We start from the raw sequence: 18,969 nt of genomic DNA on the forward strand, positions 1-18,969 counted from the left end.
CCCTCCGAGGCTTAGAAATGGGTGAAGGTCAGGCCGAGCTTGTAGGTCGGGCCGTATTCTTCGTATTGGCCGTTGTAAGCGCGGTGGCCGGTGTAGACGAAGTACGACTCGTCGGTGAGGTTTTGCGCCTCGAAGCTCAGTTGCAGGTTTTTTGTCAGCGAGTAACGCGCGCTGAAATCGACGAAGGTCTGCGCATCGACGTGCAGGTCGTGGGCCTTGTCGCTGATCGAAGCCAGTTCGTAGAGGTAGTCGGATTTGTAGTTGGCCGACAGGCGCAGGCTGACCTTGTCGTTTTCCCAGCCGAGCATCAGGTTGCCGACGGTGTCGGACTGGCTGGGCAGATCGATGCTGCGTTTGCGGTTAGTGCCAGTGGCGGCATCGAAGCCTTTTATTTCGGCGTCGGAGCGACTGAACGTGGTGTTGGCTCCCAGCAACAGACCGTTCCACGGTGCCGGCAACCAGTCGAATTTTTGCGAGTACGCCAGCTCCAGACCGTAGAGTTTGGCGCTGTCGCCGTTGGCAAAAGTGTGCGCTTCGGAGAAGTCGGTCCAGGCACCCGTGCCGGCCACGTCTGTGTTGTAGACGAAGTTCTGGATGTCTTTGTAGAACACAAACGCCGACACCGTGCCGGCATGGCCCATGAAGTGCTCGATACCGAGGTCGAGGTTGCTCGACTCCAGTGGTTTCAGCTCGGGGTTGCCGAACGTCGCCTCATCACCATCGATGACAAAGCCCGGCGCCAGTTGGCCGAAGGTCGGACGCACCACAGACTTGGTCCACGCCGCACGCACCTGGGTGTTTTTGTCCAGTTGATAGCGCGCATGCAGGCCCGGCAGCCAGTGGTGATAACTGCGCTTGGTCTCGGTAGGCTCGAAGTCGCCGTCGGTGGCGCCGGTGCCTTTGGCTTCGAACTCGGTGCCCTCGTAGCGCAGACCGGCAATAAAACGCCAGTCATCGATATCGACCGTGTTCATCAGGTAACCGGCGTTGATGACCTCGCTCATCTTGAAGTCGTTGACGGTTGATTCGACCGGGTCATAGAAATCGTCGCGGTTCAGCCCGCCGATCAGGTTCTTGATCGCACTGCCACTGATTCCCGGCCCGAACTGCCCCAGTCGATAATCCACCGAGCCCTTGGCGAAGCGGCTGAGGTTGAGTTGATCGTCGCTGAAACCGAGGTCATCGAAATCTTCATATACCCAGGCATCGAGGTCGTTGTCCTTGTTGCGGCGGCTGACTTTGCCGCCGAACTTGACCTGCGACGCGTAGCCGCTCAAGTCATAGTCACGGGCCAGATCCAGACGCAGGTTTTTCTCGGTGTCTTGGGTGTTCTGCTTTTCCCAGTCGACCTTGTCGAGGCTGAAGTTATTGGCGTCGTAGAAATCCTGGCCCATGATCGGCCGCGGCTTGTCGTTGCTGTAAAAACCGCTGTCGGCGAAATCGTCATTGCCAGCGAACTCCGCGTTGGCGATGTGCCCGGGACTGTCTTCGCTGGAGCGGCTGTAGCCGGCCTGACCGCTGAGCGTCCACAGACCGATCATGCGTTCGCCACCGAACACGTACGACTGGATTTCCTGGGTTTCTTCGCGCTGCTTGAGTTTGCGTTTGCCTTCAGCGTCGCCCAATACGCCGCCGGCCTGTGGGTCGGCAAACTCGATGCTCGTCGAGTTGCGCGTTTCGCTGTCCTTGTAGCGGCTGTAGAGGGTGCGCAGGTAATAGCTGCTGAGGTCGTCGGGTTTGTAATCGAAGTTCAGACCGCCGCCCGTGCGTTCGCGACTGATGTCGTAGTCACGTTGTTCGAACTCTTCCAGTTGCGCGCCACGGGCGAAATCCCAGGCGCCACCGGTTTCGACGTTGTCCGAACCGAAATCACGCTTCTGCCAACTCAACGCGGCCGCGACACCGAAGTTATCGATGCCGTCGCCCAGGCTGAACCGGTCGCTGACCGCACCGGAGAACTTGGGACTGGTCTGATGGGAGTTCTTGTCGTAACTGGCCTCGGTGCCGCCGGTGTAGAACAGCCCTTTGTGATCGAACGCCGACAGGCTTTTGACATCGACCGTACCACCCAGCGAGTTGGCATCCATATCCGGGGTCAGGGTCTTGATGACCGACAGCGACTGCACCAGCTCCGAAGGCAACACGTCGAGCGCCACGGCACGGCGTTCGCTTTCCGGCGACGGCACCAGCGTACCGTTGATGGTCACGCTGTTCAGATCCGGCCCGAGGCCGCGCACGCTGACAAAACGCCCTTCGCCCTGATCGCGTTCGACGCTGACACCCGGCATGCGCTGCGCCGCTTCGGCGACGTTTTCATCGGGCAACTGCGCCATGCCGTCGGCGTGTACCACGCTTTTGATGCTGTCGGATCGACGCTGCTCCTTGAGCGCCGAGTCGATACTCGCCGCCTGACCAACCACTTCGACGTGTTCAACATTGGCACTGGCATCGGCCGCGTGCAGTTGCGCGCTGGCCATCGCCATGGCCAAAGCGGTCAGGGTGAAACTGAAGAGCCCGACGGTGCCGCTGCGCGGATAACTGCTGCGCTGGTACATGTGTGTCCTCCCCAAAGAATCCGGTCAGGCCAGGCAAATGGCCCGGCAACTGGAAGGGCAAGCTAGGGGCGGAGGATGACGCTTCTGTGACAGGGATAACGGCCGAGCCCTGTAAACCGGGCATTTGCTGCGGTTTGTCTGTGCAAATGAGCTGAAATGACCTCTTCCACCCACCACGGCACTTGTAGGAGTGAGCCTGCTCGCGATTGCGTTTTTCCAGTCACCATTAATATTGGCTGACTTGACGCTATCGCGAGCAGGCTCACTCCTACAGGGGACGTGGTGTTCTTGAAGAAATATTGCACTGGCCGGTGAGCTGATTCGACCTCCCCCGCCCGTCACCCGACTGTCATAAATATCTGCTGTGCTGGCGCGCATTGCTTCTTCGCCAAAGGATCACGGCCATGTTCTCAGTGCTCAAACCCCATCGTTGGAAACTCGTTGCACTGCTGCTGGCGGCCAACCTCGGTTTGCTGTTGCACCTGGCGTGCGGCGAGCTTAAAGCGGTCAGCGAATGGGTCTGGCTGGACATCATCGGCGAAGGCGGTTCGGCGCTGCTGGCGCTGGTCTGGCTGGGGCTGGTGCTGAAAAGCCGCCCGGCCGGGCGGGTCACCAACTACTTGGCGCTGGGGCTGAGTTGCATCTTCTTTTCCTGGTGGATCGACAGCCTCGACGAGTTCATCCGCCTGCCCGACAGCATCACCTGGGATCACTGGCTGGAGTCGGGGCCGATGCCGGTGGGCATGGTGCTGCTGACCATCGGCATCTATCACTGGCACCGCGAACAACTGGCGATCAGCGCGCAGATGGAGAAACGCGAGCGGCTGTTCCGCGAGCATCGGCTGTTCGACAAACTCACCCCGCTGGGCGGCGCCGATTATCTGAAACGGCAACTGGCTGACAGCCTCGGCGAGAGCATCGCCCAGCAGCAACCGCTGTCCTTGCTGGTGCTGGATCTGGATAACTTCGCCGCGATCAATCAGGCCTATGGGCATGCCGAAGGCGATGCCGTGTTGCAGGCCCTCAGCCATTTGCTGCTGCTCAACCTGCGCCGTCAGGATCTGCTCTGTCGCTTGGCCGGCGACCGCTTTGTGGTGTTGCTGCCCAATACGGGCGAACGTCAGGCGCAACTGCTCGCGCAGGAACTGCAGTTCGCCGTGCAAGCGCTGGCGCACAAAACCCGTCAACACGGCGAGCGCCTGCAACTGGCGGCCAGTACCGCGGCTGTCATGGCCCTCGACGAGACGCCCGAAGCGCTGCTCAAACGCTTGAACCTGGCACTGGCACGCGCCAAGTCGCCCTTGGCCAAAAGCGCCTGAGGCCGACCATGACCGTCAAAACCAACTGGTACGAAAGCGACAGCCGTTTCATCCCCGGGCATTACCAACCGGCGACGCTGATCGACCTGGCGCTGTCGCGTGACATCGACAGCCATCGACTGCTGCGTGGCACCGGGTTGTTTCATGAAGACATTCTGGCGGGGCAGACGCGCCTCAGTCCGCAGCAGTTTCTCGCTTTGATCGACAACAGTCGGCGCTTGCTCGACGCCGATGACAGCAGTTTCCTGTTCGGCCAACGCTTGCTGCCCGGTCATTACGGTGCGGCCAGCCATGCCTTGCGCCACGCCCAGAATCTGCATCAGGCGCTCGACACACTGGTGCAGCAACAGGCCTTGCTCAGCCCGTTGATGACACCGCGTCTGTTGCTCGATGACAGTTTTGCCTACGTGTACTGGCTGGACAGTTGCGGCGCTGGCGAGCAATGGCGTTTTCTGCTGGAAGCTGGCATGACCTCGCTGATCGCCATGAGTCAGTGGCTCAGCGGCCAGCGCCTGCCGTGGGAATGCAGCTTCAGTCATGCCGAGCCGCGTTATGTCGAGCAGTATTGGGTGCATCTGGGCGAGCACACACAGTTCAAGCGACCGCTGGACCTGATGCGCATCCCGCGCGAATTTCTCGCCCGACCGTGGCCCGGCGCCTCCGCCACGGCCGGTCAGGTCGCGCGCCAGGAAGCCACGCGGCAGATCGAGCAATTGGGTTTTGCCGCCAGCTTCACCGATTGCCTCTACAGCCACTTGCAGGATCACGTCCGTCAGCCACCGAGCCTGGAACAGGCTGCACAGGCATTTGCCATGAGCCCGGCGACCCTCAAACGCAAGCTGCAGAAACACGACAGCGGGTTCCAGCAACAGGTGGATCTGGTGCGCAAACACGTGGCGCTGTACCTGTATCAGGTCAAAGGCATGAGCAACGACGAAGTGGCCGAATACCTGAGCTTTACCGATGCAGCGAACTTTCGGCGTTCATTCAAACGCTGGACCGGCAGCACCCCGAACCTGATCCGTCAGTTGTTCGGCAGTCATTGAGGTGTTGGGCGGGTGTCACTGCTGAGGCGCCACAACCTTGAACTTGATGGCGATATCTTTGGACACCACGGTATCAGCCCACTCCCCCGCGCCGAGGCCGAACTCGTCGCGTTTGAGCACCAGTTCGCCGTCGAAAATGCCGATGGCGTTGCCTGCTTTCAACTCCACCGGGGCCGCAACTTCTCGGCTGATGCCCTTGAGGGTCAATCGACCAGTGATCAGGTAGTGGTTTTCGGAAACCTGCGTGAAATGGCTCGATTCGAACACTGCCACGGGAAATTTCGCGGTGTCGAACCACGCCGGTTTCACCAGTTCGGTATTGGCGTCTTCGCTGCCGGCGTCAATGCTGGTGAGGTCGATGTGCAAGGTGGTGTGGGCGTTGGCGAGGTTGTCGGTGTCAAAATCCAGCGTCGCGTCAAACTTGCCGAAGGTGCCGTACATCCGCGAGCCCATCTGGTTGTAGGTGAAGCTGATCTGGCTGGCGATGGTGTTGACCCGGGTGTATTCAACCGCCTGCGCTACAGGAGCGACACACAGGCAAAAAGCGGCAGCGAGCAGCAAGCGGATCGACATGGGATTCTCCAAACATCAGGCAGTTGCGCCAACTGATCTACCTACCCTGTAGGAGCTGCCGAAGGCTGCGATCTTTTGATCTTGCTTTTGAAAACTTCAAGTCAAAAGATCGCAGCCTGCGGCAGCTCCTACACAGATCAAACCAAACGTTCGATTTTCTGATGCTGCCAGACCAGTTTGTAATACAGCGTCTGCAACACCAGCATCCCCAGGTAAGCCACCGGGAACGCCATCCAGACACCTTGCAAACCAAACTGCCCGTCCAGCCAATAGGCCGCCGGCAATTGCACGCCCACCACGCAGACAATAGCGATCACCACCGGCACCAGCACCGTGCCACTGGCGCGCATGATGCCGCCGATGATCGCCTGGAAGCCGAACACCAACAGGCTCCAGAGCATGATGTGCAACAGATGCTCGGCCATTGCCCGGGTGGAATCCTCGGTCAGGAACAAGCCGAGCAACCAGTGCGACAACAGGTAACCCAGCACGATCAAGCCGCCGGTTAAACACACGTTGATCAACAGACCGGTGCGCAAGATCGGACCCATCCGTTCCAGTCGCCCCGCGCCGATGGCCTGTGCGCCGAGGATCGAAGCGGTGATCGCAATCGACAACGCCGGGAACTGCACATAGTTGACGATTTGCGTCACCGCGCCGTACGCCGCCGTCGCTTGCGAGCCGTGCTGGTTGACCAAGGCCAGGATGACCAATTCCGACAGCGACAACACAATCATCTGCACGCCGGTCGGCAAACCGATACGCAAGACTTTGCCAAGGATCACCCTGTCGAGCCGCAACGCCGCAAAAAATTCGCGGTCCGGCGCCAGTGGATGGTTCTTGCGAATCAGCCGCCACGCCAGCCACGCCATCGCCGCCAGGTTACCCGCGAGCCCCGCATACGCTGCACTCTGAATGCCCAGTTGCGGCAAGCCGAACCAGCCACGAATGAATGCCGGCGTCAGCGCCAGCCCGACACAGGTCGACACTACCAGCGCCAGCAACGGCGACACCGTATCGCTGACCCCGCGCAACAACTGCGTGAACAGCACAAACACCAGCAGCGACGGCAGAATCCACATCATCACGTGGGCGTATGCCACCGCATCGTCCAGGACATCCGCGGGCGTCCCCAACCCCGTCAGCGCCTGCCGCGCAAACACACTGCCCAACACCGCCGCGACCAGACCAATCAATACACCCAGCAACAGCGTCGCCCCGGCAATCGCCTTGACCATGTGCGGCTCACGCGCCCCCCAGGCCTGACCGATCAACACACCCGCACCCGCGCCGAGGCCGATCACCAGCGCGATAAAGAAGAACACCACGGGAAACATCCCCGACACCGCCGCCAGCGCCTGAGTGCCAAGCATCTGGCCGATGTAAATGCTGTTGACCGTACCCGACATGGACTGCAGGAAGTTGGACAGCACCATCGGCGCCAGAAACAGCAGGTAGGTTTGCCAGAGGGGTTTGGTGACGCTGGGGGTCTGCATTGAATAGAGGTCCATCTCGACGGCGGGAGAGCTGATGAAGGATAGCTTCGGTGAGTTGTGAGCGGGGTGCAATTAACATTTAAGACAGGTGTTTATATTTCCCCATCAAGATTGAGAACGGGCGAAGATCAAAAGATCGCAGCCTGCGGCAGCGTTCAATACTCAGCCCTGAGGATGTCGAAGAGTGCCTGCGCCGCCGCCGACAGTTCATTGCCCGGTTCAGTCAGCACGCCAATCGCCCGCTCCACCGAGTCATTCAACGTCAGGCAGCGCGCACCCAATTCCTGCATCTGCTCGGCACACAGCGCCGGCACAGCGCTCACGCCCAGCCCACTGGCAACCATCCGCCCGACTGTTGCCAGTTGGTGGCTTTCAAACTCCACCGGCAACTTCATGCCCCGCGCCTGCAAGTGCTCTTCGAGCATCACCCGCACCGTGGACGGCCGCTGCAAGGTAATGAACGGTTCCTGTAACAACGTCTGCCAGTCGATCTCGGTACGGGCGGCCAGCGGGGAATCCTGCGGCACCACCGCGACGAACCGATCCATGTAAAGCGGTGTGAATGTCATCGAGGTGTTCTGCATCGGTTCGAACGCCACGCCCAGTTCCACCTGACGGTCGCGCACCATCTCCAGCACCTGCTCGTTGATCACATCGTTGACCGTCACGTTGACGTTGGGATAGCGCGCGCGAAAGGTCTTGAGGATCGGCGGCAGCAGGTTGCCGGCAAACGACGGCATTGCCGCCAGCGTCACCCGCCCGCGTTGCAGGCTGAAGCGCTGACGCATTTCGTCTTCGGCGTTGTCCCAGTCGGCAATCAGGCGTCGGGCCAGCGGCAGCAGGGATTCACCTTCTGCGGTCAACGCCACATTGCGCGTGTTGCGGCTGAACAGCCGTCCACCCAAGCCCTCTTCCAGGGCTTTGATGGTCAGGCTCAGCGCCGATTGCGACAGGTGCAACCGCTCGCAGGCCACGGCAAAACTCAGGCTCTGGGCCACAGCAAGAAAGGCACGGATTTGTTTGATGGTCATACTGGATAGCTTCCTGCGATGCTGCCTGGATAAACGCGGTTAAAACTGTAGGAGCTGCCGAAGGCTGCGATCTTTTGATTTTGTTCTGAATGTTCAAGGGTCAAGATCAAAAGATCGCAGCCTTCGGCAGCTCCTACAGGATTTCGTCGATTCGGCCATTAGGCAAAATCGTCGATTCAGTGAGCTTAGCGATTATTGAGTTTTATCTATCAATCAACCTTAAAAATCAACTTAACAAATATATCCTTCAGCGAGACACTCCAACCATTCGGCTAGCCAGCCGCCCGCAAATAATAAAAGAGGTGCATATGGCAGGTTTCGACAAGCGCGTGAGTTCCTATGAGGAAGCCCTCGCCGGGCTTGAAGACGGCATGACCGTTATCGCTGGCGGCTTCGGTCTGTGTGGGATTCCGGAAAACCTGATCGCCGAGATCAAGCGCAAGGGCACACGCGACCTCACCGTCGTCTCCAACAACTGCGGCGTCGACGGTTTTGGCCTCGGCGTGCTGCTGACCGACCGCCAGATCAGCAAAGTCGTCGCCTCGTACGTCGGCGAAAACAAGCTGTTCGAAGAGCAACTGCTCAAAGGCGAAATCGAAGTTACCCTGACCCCGCAAGGCACCCTCGCCGAGAAAATGCGTGCAGGCGGGGCTGGCATTCCGGCCTTCTTCACGGCGACTGGCGTCGGCACTCCGGTGGCCGATGGCAAGGAAGTGCGTGAATTCAACGGTCGCAAGTACCTGATGGAAGAGTCCATCACTGGCGACTTCGCCATCGTCAAAGGCTGGAAAGCCGATCATTTCGGCAACGTCATCTATCGCCATACCGCGCAGAACTTCAATCCGCTGGCCGCCACCGCCGGCAAGATCACCGTGGTCGAAGTCGAAGAAATCGTCGAGCCCGGCGAGCTGGATCCGGCACACATCCACACTCCCGGCATCTACGTCGACCGGGTCATTTGCGGCACGTTCGAAAAACGCATCGAACAGCGCACCATCCGCAAATAATTCAGGCCTACGGAGAACAACAACATGGCACTTACCCGCGAACAAATGGCTCAGCGCGTCGCCCGCGAAATGCAGGACGGCTACTACGTCAACCTCGGCATCGGCATTCCGACCCTGGTCGCCAATTACATTCCCGAAGGCATGGAAGTCATGCTGCAGTCGGAAAACGGCCTGCTCGGCATGGGTCCTTTTCCTACGGAAGAAACCATCGATGCCGACATGATCAACGCCGGAAAGCAAACCGTGACCGCGCGTATCGGCGCTTCGATTTTTTCCTCGGCCGAATCCTTCGCGATGATCCGCGGCGGCCATGTCGACCTCACCGTGCTGGGCGCGTTTGAGGTGGACGTCGAAGGCAATATCGCCTCGTGGATGATCCCCGGCAAACTGGTCAAGGGCATGGGCGGCGCGATGGATCTGGTGGCCGGTGCGGACAACATCATCGTGATCATGACCCACGCGTCCAAGGACGGTGAGTCCAAACTCTTAGCCCGTTGCAGCCTGCCGCTGACCGGCGCCGGGTGCATCAAGCGTGTGCTGACCGACCTCGCCTATCTGGAAATCGAGAACGGCGCATTCATTCTCAAAGAACGCGCGCCGGGTGTCAGTGTTGAAGAGATCGTGGCCAAAACCGCCGGTAAACTGATCGTGCCTGATCATGTGCCGGAAATGCAGTTCGCTGCCCAGTGAGGAATTTGAAAATGCAAGACGTCGTCATTGTTGCCGCTACGCGTACCGCGATCGGCAGTTTCCAGGGTTCCCTTGCCAGCGTATCCGCGGTTGATCTGGGCGCAGCGGTGATTCGCCAGTTGCTCGAACAGACTGGTCTGGACGGTGCGCAGGTCGATGAAGTGATCATGGGCCAGGTGCTGACCGCCGGCGCCGGCCAGAACCCGGCGCGTCAGGCCGCCATCAAGGCTGGCCTGCCCCACGCGGTGCCGGCCATGACCCTGAACAAGGTCTGCGGCTCGGGCCTCAAGGCTTTGCACCTCGGTGCGCAAGCGATCCGCTGCGGTGACGCCGACGTGATTATCGCCGGCGGCCAGGAAAACATGAGCCTGTCCAACTACGTAATGCCGGGCGCGCGCACAGGTCTGCGCATGGGTCACGCGCAAATCGTCGACACCATGATCAGCGATGGCCTGTGGGATGCGTTCAACGATTACCACATGGGCATCACCGCGGAAAACCTCGTCGACAAATATGAGATCAGCCGCGAACAGCAGGACGCCTTCGCTGCCGCCTCCCAGCGCAAAGCCGCTGCCGCCATCGAGGCCGGGCGTTTTGTCGATGAAATCACCCCGATCCTGATCCCGCAGCGCAAAGGCGATCCGGTCGCCTTCAAGGTCGACGAACAACCGCGTGGCGAGACCACCGCTGAATCGCTGGCCAAACTGCGCCCGGCGTTCAAAAAGGACGGCAGTGTTACAGCCGGCAACGCATCGTCGCTGAACGACGGCGCCGCTGCGGTAATCCTGATGAGCGCCGAAAAAGCCAAATCCCTGGGCCTGCCAGTACTGGCGACCATCGCTGCCTACGCCAACGCGGGCGTTGACCCGGCGATCATGGGCATCGGCCCGGTGTCGGCCACCCGCCGCTGCCTGGACAAGGCGGGTTGGTCAATCGAGCAACTCGACCTGATCGAAGCCAACGAAGCCTTCGCCGCGCAATCGCTGGCCGTGGCCAAGGACCTGCAATGGGATCTGGACAAGGTCAACGTCAACGGCGGCGCCATCGCGCTGGGTCACCCGATCGGTGCGTCGGGTTGCCGGGTGCTGGTGACTTTGCTGCATGAAATGATCAAGCGTGATGCGAAAAAAGGTCTCGCGACCCTGTGCATCGGCGGCGGACAGGGCGTGGCCCTGGCGCTGGAACGCGCATAAAGAGCACTACCGACCGCGGGCGGATCCACGACATCCGCTCGCTGTCTCCCCAACACACAGATCCTTAGGGGATCAATGTTCGCCGCAAGATTTGTGTACGACACTGATCAACTGTAGGAGCTGCCGAAGGCTGCGATCTTTTGATCTTGCTCTTGAAAAACAAGATCAAAAGATCGCAGCCTCGTTTCACTCGACAGCTCCTACAGAGGTCGATGTGGGATCGAGCCTGCTCGCGAAGGGGCCCATTCAAGCACCAAAGATCTAGGGCTTGCGCAGCAAATAAGTATCCATGATCCATCCATGCTCCAACCGCGCAGCCTTGCGCACCCGCTCGATTTCATCCGCCACATCGCCGAGTTTGCCGCTGATCAAGATCTCATCCGGCGTGCCCAGGTAAGCCCCCCAAAAAATCTCTGTCTGCGGATCAGCCACGTGGTGGTAGGAATCTTCGGCATCGAGCATCACCACCAAACTGTCGGCATCACTTACCTGCCCTGCCGCCAAGCGCCGGCCAGTAGTGATTTCAACGGAGCGGCCAATCGTATTCAACGGCACTTTGTGCTGCGCGGCCAACGCCTGAACGCTGGTAATCCCGGGAATCACTTCAAACTCGAAGGCACAGCGGCCCGAGGCCAGAATCGCGTGCAGGATGCGGAGGGTGCTGTCGTACAACGCCGGATCGCCCCACACCAGAAAACCGCCGCACTCGCCGTCAGACAATTCGTCGTTGATCAGCCGTTCGAAGGTTTGCTGCTTGGTGCGGTTCAGATCATCGACGCTGGCGATGTAGTCCACGTCGCCGCGCTCGCGTTCCGGGCTGTGGGCTTCGACGAAGCGATACGCTGGATCGGTGATATAGCGTTGACAAATCTCGCGACGCAGATCGATCAATTTGTCCTTGCTCTGGCCCTTATCCAGCAAAAAGAACACATCCACCCGATTCAGCGCTTTCACCGCCTGCATCGTGATGTAGTCCGGATTACCGGCGCCGATACCGATCACCAGCAGCTGCTTCATCAGCGTGTTCCTTCAATGTCGTGACCTGGCAAGCGTAGCCGCCAGCGCCCGGTGAAGCGAAGTTCAACCGCTGACAACGGCTCGACATCAATGTCATGAAACGCCGAGCCCTGCATAACGTGAATCAACGCAGCACGGATGATGAACGGATGCGTGACCGCCACCACATGCCCCGGCGTGGTTTGCAGACTGACCAGCCACCTCGACACACGCTCGCACACCTGCGCGATCGATTCACCGCCATGGGGCGTGGCGTGCGGATCTTCCAGCCATTCCTGTAGCGCCGCGGGGTGCGAGCGTTGCAGATCCTTGATCGCCTGCCCGTGCCACTGCCCCCAATCGCAATCGCGCAGCGCTTGATCAATATGTGCGTCGGCACCCAACCACGCGGCGGTCTGACGTGTACGCAGTTCAGGAGCACAGGTCAGGCGCCGTGAGGCGTCGAAGCGCGCAGCCAATACGTCAGAAGCCAGGCCGATATTTTCAACAGGCTCATTCGTAGGAAAACGCGCCAGTTTTTGTGCGACGGTTCGCGCATGGCACATCAGGGTCAAACGGGTGGTGTGCACAATCAATCACTCTGTCGAGAGTCATGAAAAACAACGGCGCAATGCCGGTTAGTGGGCAATTGTGCCGTACTTCAAGGGCTTTAAGGCTGTTAGCTGCATCGCCTTATCACTTTAAGATGCCAAAAAATCGGCAATGTCTGACATGCCCATGGGCGATGGACTACAAAGCTTGTCGCCAACCGTGTAGCCCTTGTTACACAAGCATCTTGCCCCATTTCAGGGCCTTTTCAACACACTGAAAAATTCACTAGACATGTAGCGTCAGTTACATAAATACTGTTTTAACGGATTGTGAAACGAATTCGACACACCCATCCAGCAGGAGCCAGGATGCCCCCTCTCAGAGACCTGATCACCGATCCCGGCCTCGATCTGACACCGTCAGAACGCAAAGTCGTTCGCGCCCTGCTTGATCAATACCCACGCAACGGTCTGGGACCAATGGCACGTCTGGCCGAACACGCCGGCGTCAGCGACCCGACCATCGTGCGCCTGGTGAAAAAACTCGGTTTCGGCGGTTACGCCGAGTTCCAGGATGCGCTGCTCAGCGACATGGATCATCGCCTGCGCTCACCACGCACCCTGCTGCAACCTCGTGCCCAGCAAAACAAGGACGACGCCTGGGGTCATTATCTGGCCGACAGCCATCGCCTGCTGGTTGAAACGCAATCGCTGACTCAACCCGAAGACGTGCGCATCCTCACGGATTGGCTACTCGATACCCGGCATCAGGTGCACTGCTTCGGCGGACGCTTCAGCAGCCTGCTGGCGAGCTACTTGCTCAATCACTTGCGCCTGCTGCGCACCGGCTGCTTTGCACTGGAAGACAACGCGCAACTGCCTGATCGCCTGTTCGATCTGCAACGCCAGGATGTGGTGTTGCTGTTTGACTATCGCCGCTACCAGTCCCAGGCCCTGCGCGTGGCCAGCGCGGCGAAAAACAACAACGCGCGAGTGGTGCTCTTCACCGACATCTACGCCTCGCCACTGCGCGAACTAGCCGACCTGATTATCAGCGCCCCCGTAGAGTCGGCCTCGCCGTTCGACACCATGGTGCCGGCGCTGGCGCAAGTCGAAGCACTGATCGCCAGCCTGACCCTGCGCACCACGAATCTGGCCGATCGCCTGGAAGGCATCGACGCCCTGCGCAACGACTTCAATACGCACCTTCTGGAGGATAAATAAGGATGTTCACCCTTCCACACCGCTCGCCGCGAGACCTGCCATTTGTCACCGACCATACGGCCTTGTTGCTGGTGGACATGCAGCACGCTTGGCTCGATCCGCAGTTTGAACCTCACCTCACAAGTCCGGATGGCGAATACTTTCTGAACCGCGTCCAGACGCAGGTCGTGCCTAATCAACAACGCCTGCTGAATGGCTTTCGCGAGGCGCAGCAGAACGTGCTGCACACCGTCATCGAGAGCCTTACCGCCGATGGCCGCGACCGTTCGCTGGACCACAAACTGTCGAATCTGAACGTCCCCAAAGGCAGCCCGCAGGCACAGATCATCGCCGAACTGGCGCCCGCAGAAAACGAAATCTTCTTGCCGAAAACCTCGTCCGGGGTCTTCAACTCGACCAACATCGACTATGTGCTGCGCAACCTCGCGACCCGCCATTTGATCATCGCCGGGATCGTTACCGATCAGTGCGTGGACATGGCCGTGCGCGACGCTGCCGACCGCGGTTATCTGGTGACCCTGGTCGAGGACGCCTGCGCCACCCGCACTGCCGAACGCCATCACGCCTGCCTGAACGCGATCAAGGGTTACTGCTGGATTACCGACACCGACACCGTGCTCGGGCGGTTGCAGGAGATGCAGCCATGAGCGCCCGTCTGACGCCGCTGCCGATGACCACTATCGTCACCACTGACCTGATCGGCATTACCCGTGGCCGCTCGTTCCCCACCGACGAACTTGAGCATTACCAAGCCCCCGGTTGTGGCTGGGTGCCAGCCAACAGCGCCCTGACCCCGCAGGATTCCATCGCTTCGACCAGCCCGTGGGGCGCTTATGGCGACTTGCGCCTGGTTCCGGATCTGAGCAGCCGCGTCACCGTGAGCAACGGGCCGGATGTGAACGCCCCGCCGCTGGACTTCATCCACGGCGATCTTCGCGAAACCGATGGCCAGCCATTCGGCGCCTGCCCGCGCACGCTGCTGCGCGATGAGGTCGAGCGTTACCGCGACGATTTGGGCTTGCAGGTCAACGCCGCGTTCGAACACGAATTCAACCTGCATGCAGACCTTGCCGAACCTCCGGCGTTCTCGCTTGAAGCCCAGCGTCAGGGCGCCGAGTTCGGCGGCTGGCTGCTCAGCGCTCTGCGTGCCGGCGGCGTCGAGCCGGAGATGTTTCTGCCCGAGTACGGCAAGCATCAATTCGAAATCACTTGCCGACCAGCGCTGGGCGTCGCGGCCGCAGACCGCGCGGTGAACGTGCGCGAAATCGCCCGTGAGATCGCCCGGCAGATGGGCCTGGACCTGAGCTTCGCACCGAAGACTGCCGCGGAGGCGATGTGCAACGGTGTGCACCTGCACGTCAGCCTGCTTGATCTGGACGGCCAGCCGATGCTCTACGACGCAGGCACCAGCAATGGTCTGTCGAGCCTCGGCCAGCATTGGGCGGCGGGAATCCTGCATTACTTGCCGGCGCTGTGTGCAATCACCGCACCGACACCGCTCTCGTACGAGCGCTTGCAGCCACATCACTGGAGCGCCTCTTACGCCTGCCTGGGGCAACAGAACCGCGAAGCGGCGTTGCGCATCTGCCCGACCTCGACGTTGGGCAGCAAATCCGTGGCGAAGCAGTTCAACCTGGAATTTCGCGCCATGGACGCCACCGCCTCGCCGCATCTGGCGATGGCTGTGCTGCTGATCGCCGGACGACTGGGCATCGAACAGCGTCTGGCGCTGAACGCAATCACCAATGAAATTCCCGATTCACTCAATGACGAGCAACGTCAGGCGCGGGGCATCGTTGCACTGCCCGCCTCGCTGGCTCAGGCACTGGATTGCCTGCGCGACAGTGCAGCCCTCAACGAATGGCTGCCCAAACCGTTGCTCGACAGTTATTACGCCCTTAAAACCGAGGAACTGGCGCTGACGGAACAGCTCTCGATCGCTGAACTTTGTGAGCACTATGCACGCGTGTACTGAATCCGCCGAGCTGGGGTTGTTTACCAGACCGGTCTACAACCTGAGCCGCGCCGACTCGACGCATCCGTTGATTCTGGTGTGCGAGCACGCCAGTTGCTACATCCCCGAGGCCCTGAACAATCTGGGACTGGACGATACAGCCGCCCGCGAGCACATCGCCTGGGACATCGGCGCACTGGAACTGGCCGAGCAATTGTCGGCAACACTCGGCGCAACGCTGTTGAGCGCCAACTATTCGCGGCTACTGATCGACCTCAATCGGCCACGACATGCCCCCGACAGCATTCCGGCGCAGAGCGAGATCTATCAGGTGCCGGGCAACCGCGAGCTGGACGAAGCCACGCGCGAGTACCGCCGGCAGACGCTGTTCAAGCCGTTTCACACGCGCTTGCAAACACTGATCGACGCGCGCATTGCCAAGGGCCAACCGGTGCGCATAGTCGGGATTCACAGCTTTACGCCGGTGTATTACGGCCAGCCGCGCACCATGGAAGTCGGTGTGCTGTTTGGCCAGGCCAAGGCCTACGCCCAACAAGTGCTCGACGGCCTCGAAGCACATCCGCTGGTAGTCGCGGGTAATCAGCCGTACAGGATTGATCCGCTGGGCGACATGACAGTCCCGGTACACGGCGATGCCCGTGGCCTGGATTCGGTGCTGATCGAGGTGCGCAACGACTTGCTGCGCAGTCCTGAAGCGGTGTCGCGCTGGGCTGGATACCTCGCGCCACTGCTGTAATGGAAAACACTGCTGAAGCTGTAAACGATGGACCGATATAACAACTAAAACGACTGATTGGCTTACAAGGAGTTGCGCTTCATGGAAATTGAAGAATTCGGCTACAAGCAAGAGTTGAAACGTAGCCTGACGCTCACCGACCTGGTGGTGTATGGGATGATCTTCATGATCCCCATCGCCCCGTTCGGCGTGTATGGCTACGTCAACGCCGAGGCACCGGGGATGGTGCCGCTGGCGTACATCATCGGCATGGTGGCCATGGTGTTTACCGCGTTGAGCTACGGCAGCATGGCCCGCGCTTTTCCGGTTGCAGGCTCGGTGTATTCCTACGCGCAACGCGGCCTCAATCAACACGTCGGCTTCATCGCCGGGTGGCTGATGCTGCTTGACTACCTGCTGATCCCACCGCTGCTGTACGTGTACGCGGCGATGGCGCTCAACCACTTGTACCCGGACATTCCGAAAGTCGGCTTCATTCTGGCATTTCTTGTCAGCGCTACTTTCGTCAACTTGCGCGGTATCACGTTTACCGCACGGATGAACATTGTCTTTCTGCTGGCGCAACTGGTCGTGCTGGGCATCTTCCTGTTCTACGCCTGGACTGCCCTGCACAACGGTGGCGGCAATGGCGAGCTGACGTTGGCGCCGCTGTACAACCCGCAAACCTTCAACTTCGCCCTGCTGATGCAAGCCGTGTCGATTGCCGTGCTGTCGTTCCTGGGCTTCGATGCGATTTCCACCCTCGCCGAAGAAATCAAGGGCGACCCGGGTCGTAGTGTTGGCAAAGCTGCGTTGATCACGCTGGTGGTGATGGGCACGATTTTCGTCGTGCAAACCTGGATCGCTACCGATCTGGCAGCAGGTCTGGGCTTCAAGTCCGCCGACACCGCGTTCTATGAAATCGCCGAACTCGCAGCCGGAAGCTGGCTGGTGACCCTGACGGCAATCACCACGGCGCTGTCTTGGGGTATCGCTGTGGCGGTCACTTCGCAATCTGCGGTCTCGCGCCTGCTGTTCGGCATGGCCCGTGACGGCAAGCTGCCAAAAATACTGGCCAGGGTTCATCCGAAACACAACACGCCGTACATGAGCATTTATCTGGTGGCGGTGCTGTCGCTGGTGATCTGCTACCTGTTCATCAACTCGGTCGACACCCTGACCTCGCTGGTCAACTTCGGCGCGCTCAGCGGTTTCATGCTGCTGCACCTGACAGTGATCAACTACTACTGGCGTCGGCAAAAGTCCGGTCAGGTTGTGCGCCACCTGATCTGTCCGGTGATCGGCTTCATCATCGTCGCGGCCATCATGGTCAACATGGGTGTCGATGCGCAGAAACTCGGCCTGATCTGGATCGCTCTGGGCCTGGTGTACCTGTTCTTCCTCAACAAATTCAGCGCCACTACCGCGCTGCCTGACCCGAGCAACGGCTGACAAGAAAAAGAGCGGCGTCTGACAACAAATCAGGCGACCGCCGATTTAATGCGTGGAAACCGACAGTGATAGTCAGGTTCGGCAAATTTGCCGAACCTTTTGATACAGGAGTACATCCATGCTGGTCTTACGCCCAGTCGAACAGACTGACCTGACCCAGCTCCAACAATTGGCCCGTGACAGTCTAGTGGGGGTAACCTCCCTGCCGGACGACAGCGAGCGATTGCGCGAGAAAATCGCCAATTCCTGTGCCTCGTTTGCCAGTGACGCCACGGCCCACGGCCCGGAGAACTACTTCTTCGTGCTCGAAGAGCTCGACAGTCAACGTCTGGTCGGCTGCTCGGAGATTCTCGCCACCGCCGGCTTCGACGAACCGTTCTACAGCCTGCGCAACCGTCACTTCACCAGTGCCTCGCGGGAATTGAACATCGAGCACGGTGTGCCGGCGCTGTCGTTGTGTCACGACCTCAACGACCACACGCTGCTGCGCGGTTTCCATATCGACGCCGCGCTGGTGCGAACGCCATTTTCCGAATTGCTCTCGCGGGCACGATTGCTGTTCATCGCGGCCCACGCACAACGCTTCGCCGACGCAGTGATCACCGAAATCGTCGGCTACAGCGACGAAACCGGCCATTCGCCGTTCTGGGACGCACTGGGCAAGCACTTCTTCGATCTGCCTTACGTCGAAGCCGAGCGGCTGTGCGGAATGCAAAGCCGCGCGTTTCTCGCCGAATTGTTTCCGCAATACCCGATTTATGTCCCGATGCTGCCGCAAGCGGCTCAGGACTGTATCGGCCGGATTCATCCGGACGGCCAGGAAGCGTTCGACATTCTTGAGCGTGAAGGCTTTGAAACCAACAGCTACATCGACCTGTTCGACGCCGGACCGACACTGTATGCACGCACGACAAACATCCACTCGATCGTCCGCAGCCAGATCGCGCCTGTGCAGCAACAACCCCACATTGATGCCCGTGGCCGTTACCTGCTGAGCAATGATGCGCTGCACGGTTTTCGCGCCATCGTCGCCGAACTGGATTATCAACCCGATCAACCCCTGTCCCTCACCCCTGCAATGTGTGCGGCGCTGAACGTGACCAATGGCAGCCCGATTCGGCTGATCGCCCTGTGAACCACGCCCGG

General features: G+C 59.9%; 17 protein-coding genes. 11 read left to right on the plus strand and 6 right to left on the minus strand.

Annotation, left to right across the window (positions count from 1 at the left end):
- Window positions 1-11: 11 nt before the first annotated feature.
- Window positions 12-2,555 (minus strand): TonB-dependent receptor, encoded by a 2,544-nt coding sequence (locus ICA15_RS27810; RefSeq protein WP_210555080.1) that lies wholly within the window; start codon window positions 2,553-2,555, stop codon window positions 12-14.
- A 404-nt stretch (window positions 2,556-2,959) separates the two neighbouring features.
- Here ICA15_RS27810 and ICA15_RS27815 point away from each other — a divergent pair, with 404 nt between their 5' ends.
- Entirely contained in the window at window positions 2,960-3,874 is a 915-nt protein-coding gene (locus ICA15_RS27815; RefSeq protein WP_150604547.1) for a GGDEF domain-containing protein, read from the plus strand.
- Window positions 3,875-3,882: 8 nt separating this feature from the next.
- Window positions 3,883-4,920: an AraC family transcriptional regulator gene (locus tag ICA15_RS27820; protein ID WP_210555079.1), complete on the plus strand. Its 1,038-nt coding sequence runs from the start codon at window positions 3,883-3,885 to the stop codon at window positions 4,918-4,920.
- A 15-nt stretch (window positions 4,921-4,935) separates the two neighbouring features.
- Here the strand turns inward: ICA15_RS27820 and ICA15_RS27825 are convergent, their stop codons facing one another.
- The 3 genes from ICA15_RS27825 to ICA15_RS27835 all read right to left on the minus strand — a co-directional run bounded on the left by ICA15_RS27825 (window position 4,936) and on the right by ICA15_RS27835 (window position 8,020).
- The gene (locus tag ICA15_RS27825) at window positions 4,936-5,493 is read right to left on the minus strand and encodes a YceI family protein (RefSeq protein ID WP_210555078.1); all 558 of its coding nucleotides are present in this window, start codon (window positions 5,491-5,493) and stop codon (window positions 4,936-4,938) included.
- A 137-nt stretch (window positions 5,494-5,630) separates the two neighbouring features.
- On the minus strand, window positions 5,631-6,989 hold the full coding sequence (locus tag ICA15_RS27830; RefSeq protein ID WP_210555077.1) for an MATE family efflux transporter: 1,359 nt from the start codon (window positions 6,987-6,989) through the stop codon (window positions 5,631-5,633).
- Window positions 6,990-7,144: 155 nt separating this feature from the next.
- Entirely contained in the window at window positions 7,145-8,020 is an 876-nt protein-coding gene (locus tag ICA15_RS27835; protein ID WP_150604543.1) for a LysR family transcriptional regulator, read from the minus strand.
- Between the two features lie 308 nt (window positions 8,021-8,328).
- Between ICA15_RS27835 and ICA15_RS27840 the strand changes: the two genes are divergently transcribed.
- From ICA15_RS27840 to ICA15_RS27850, 3 genes are read left to right on the plus strand one after another with little or no spacing between them, the layout of a single operon-like run.
- Window positions 8,329-9,027 (plus strand): CoA transferase subunit A, encoded by a 699-nt coding sequence (locus tag ICA15_RS27840; protein WP_150595564.1) that lies wholly within the window; start codon window positions 8,329-8,331, stop codon window positions 9,025-9,027.
- 24 nt (window positions 9,028-9,051) lie between these two features.
- On the plus strand, window positions 9,052-9,717 hold the full coding sequence (locus ICA15_RS27845; RefSeq protein ID WP_150604542.1) for a CoA transferase subunit B: 666 nt from the start codon (window positions 9,052-9,054) through the stop codon (window positions 9,715-9,717).
- A gap of 11 nt (window positions 9,718-9,728) precedes the next feature.
- Window positions 9,729-10,910, plus strand: coding sequence for an acetyl-CoA C-acetyltransferase (locus ICA15_RS27850; RefSeq protein WP_210555076.1), 1,182 nt, complete (start codon window positions 9,729-9,731; stop codon window positions 10,908-10,910).
- 261 nt (window positions 10,911-11,171) lie between these two features.
- Here ICA15_RS27850 and cobF read toward each other — a convergent pair whose 3' ends face one another.
- Together cobF and ICA15_RS27860 are read right to left on the minus strand one after the other, a co-directional pair.
- Window positions 11,172-11,927, minus strand: coding sequence for a precorrin-6A synthase (deacetylating) (cobF, locus tag ICA15_RS27855; RefSeq protein ID WP_210555075.1), 756 nt, complete (start codon window positions 11,925-11,927; stop codon window positions 11,172-11,174).
- Window positions 11,927-12,496, minus strand: a complete 570-nt coding sequence (locus tag ICA15_RS27860; protein ID WP_210555074.1) for a histidine phosphatase family protein — start codon at window positions 12,494-12,496, stop codon at window positions 11,927-11,929. The genes cobF and ICA15_RS27860 overlap by 1 nt, the downstream gene beginning before the upstream one ends.
- 330 nt (window positions 12,497-12,826) lie before the next feature.
- Here ICA15_RS27860 and ICA15_RS27865 point away from each other — a divergent pair, with 330 nt between their 5' ends.
- The 6 genes from ICA15_RS27865 (at window position 12,827) to ICA15_RS27890 (ending at window position 18,958) form a co-directional block, all read left to right on the plus strand.
- Window positions 12,827-13,681 (plus strand): MurR/RpiR family transcriptional regulator, encoded by an 855-nt coding sequence (locus tag ICA15_RS27865; protein ID WP_150604538.1) that lies wholly within the window; start codon window positions 12,827-12,829, stop codon window positions 13,679-13,681.
- Between the two features lie 2 nt (window positions 13,682-13,683).
- Complete coding sequence (locus ICA15_RS27870; protein WP_210555073.1) at window positions 13,684-14,328, plus strand: cysteine hydrolase family protein; 645 nt, start codon at window positions 13,684-13,686, stop codon at window positions 14,326-14,328.
- Window positions 14,325-15,656: a glutamine synthetase family protein gene (locus tag ICA15_RS27875; protein WP_210555072.1), complete on the plus strand. Its 1,332-nt coding sequence runs from the start codon at window positions 14,325-14,327 to the stop codon at window positions 15,654-15,656. The genes ICA15_RS27870 and ICA15_RS27875 overlap by 4 nt, the downstream gene beginning before the upstream one ends.
- Window positions 15,640-16,392 (plus strand): N-formylglutamate amidohydrolase, encoded by a 753-nt coding sequence (locus ICA15_RS27880; protein ID WP_150616488.1) that lies wholly within the window; start codon window positions 15,640-15,642, stop codon window positions 16,390-16,392. Before ICA15_RS27875 ends, ICA15_RS27880 begins: the two co-directional genes overlap by 17 nt.
- Before the next feature lie 81 nt (window positions 16,393-16,473).
- Window positions 16,474-17,823, plus strand: a complete 1,350-nt coding sequence (locus ICA15_RS27885; protein WP_210555071.1) for an APC family permease — start codon at window positions 16,474-16,476, stop codon at window positions 17,821-17,823.
- Between the two features lie 118 nt (window positions 17,824-17,941).
- Complete coding sequence (locus ICA15_RS27890; RefSeq protein WP_210555070.1) at window positions 17,942-18,958, plus strand: arginine N-succinyltransferase; 1,017 nt, start codon at window positions 17,942-17,944, stop codon at window positions 18,956-18,958.
- The last annotated feature ends 11 nt before the right edge of the window (window positions 18,959-18,969 follow it).

It is taken from the genome of Pseudomonas sp. P116 (assembly GCF_020149425.1).
Lineage (GTDB): Bacteria > Pseudomonadota > Gammaproteobacteria > Pseudomonadales > Pseudomonadaceae > Aquipseudomonas > Aquipseudomonas anatoliensis.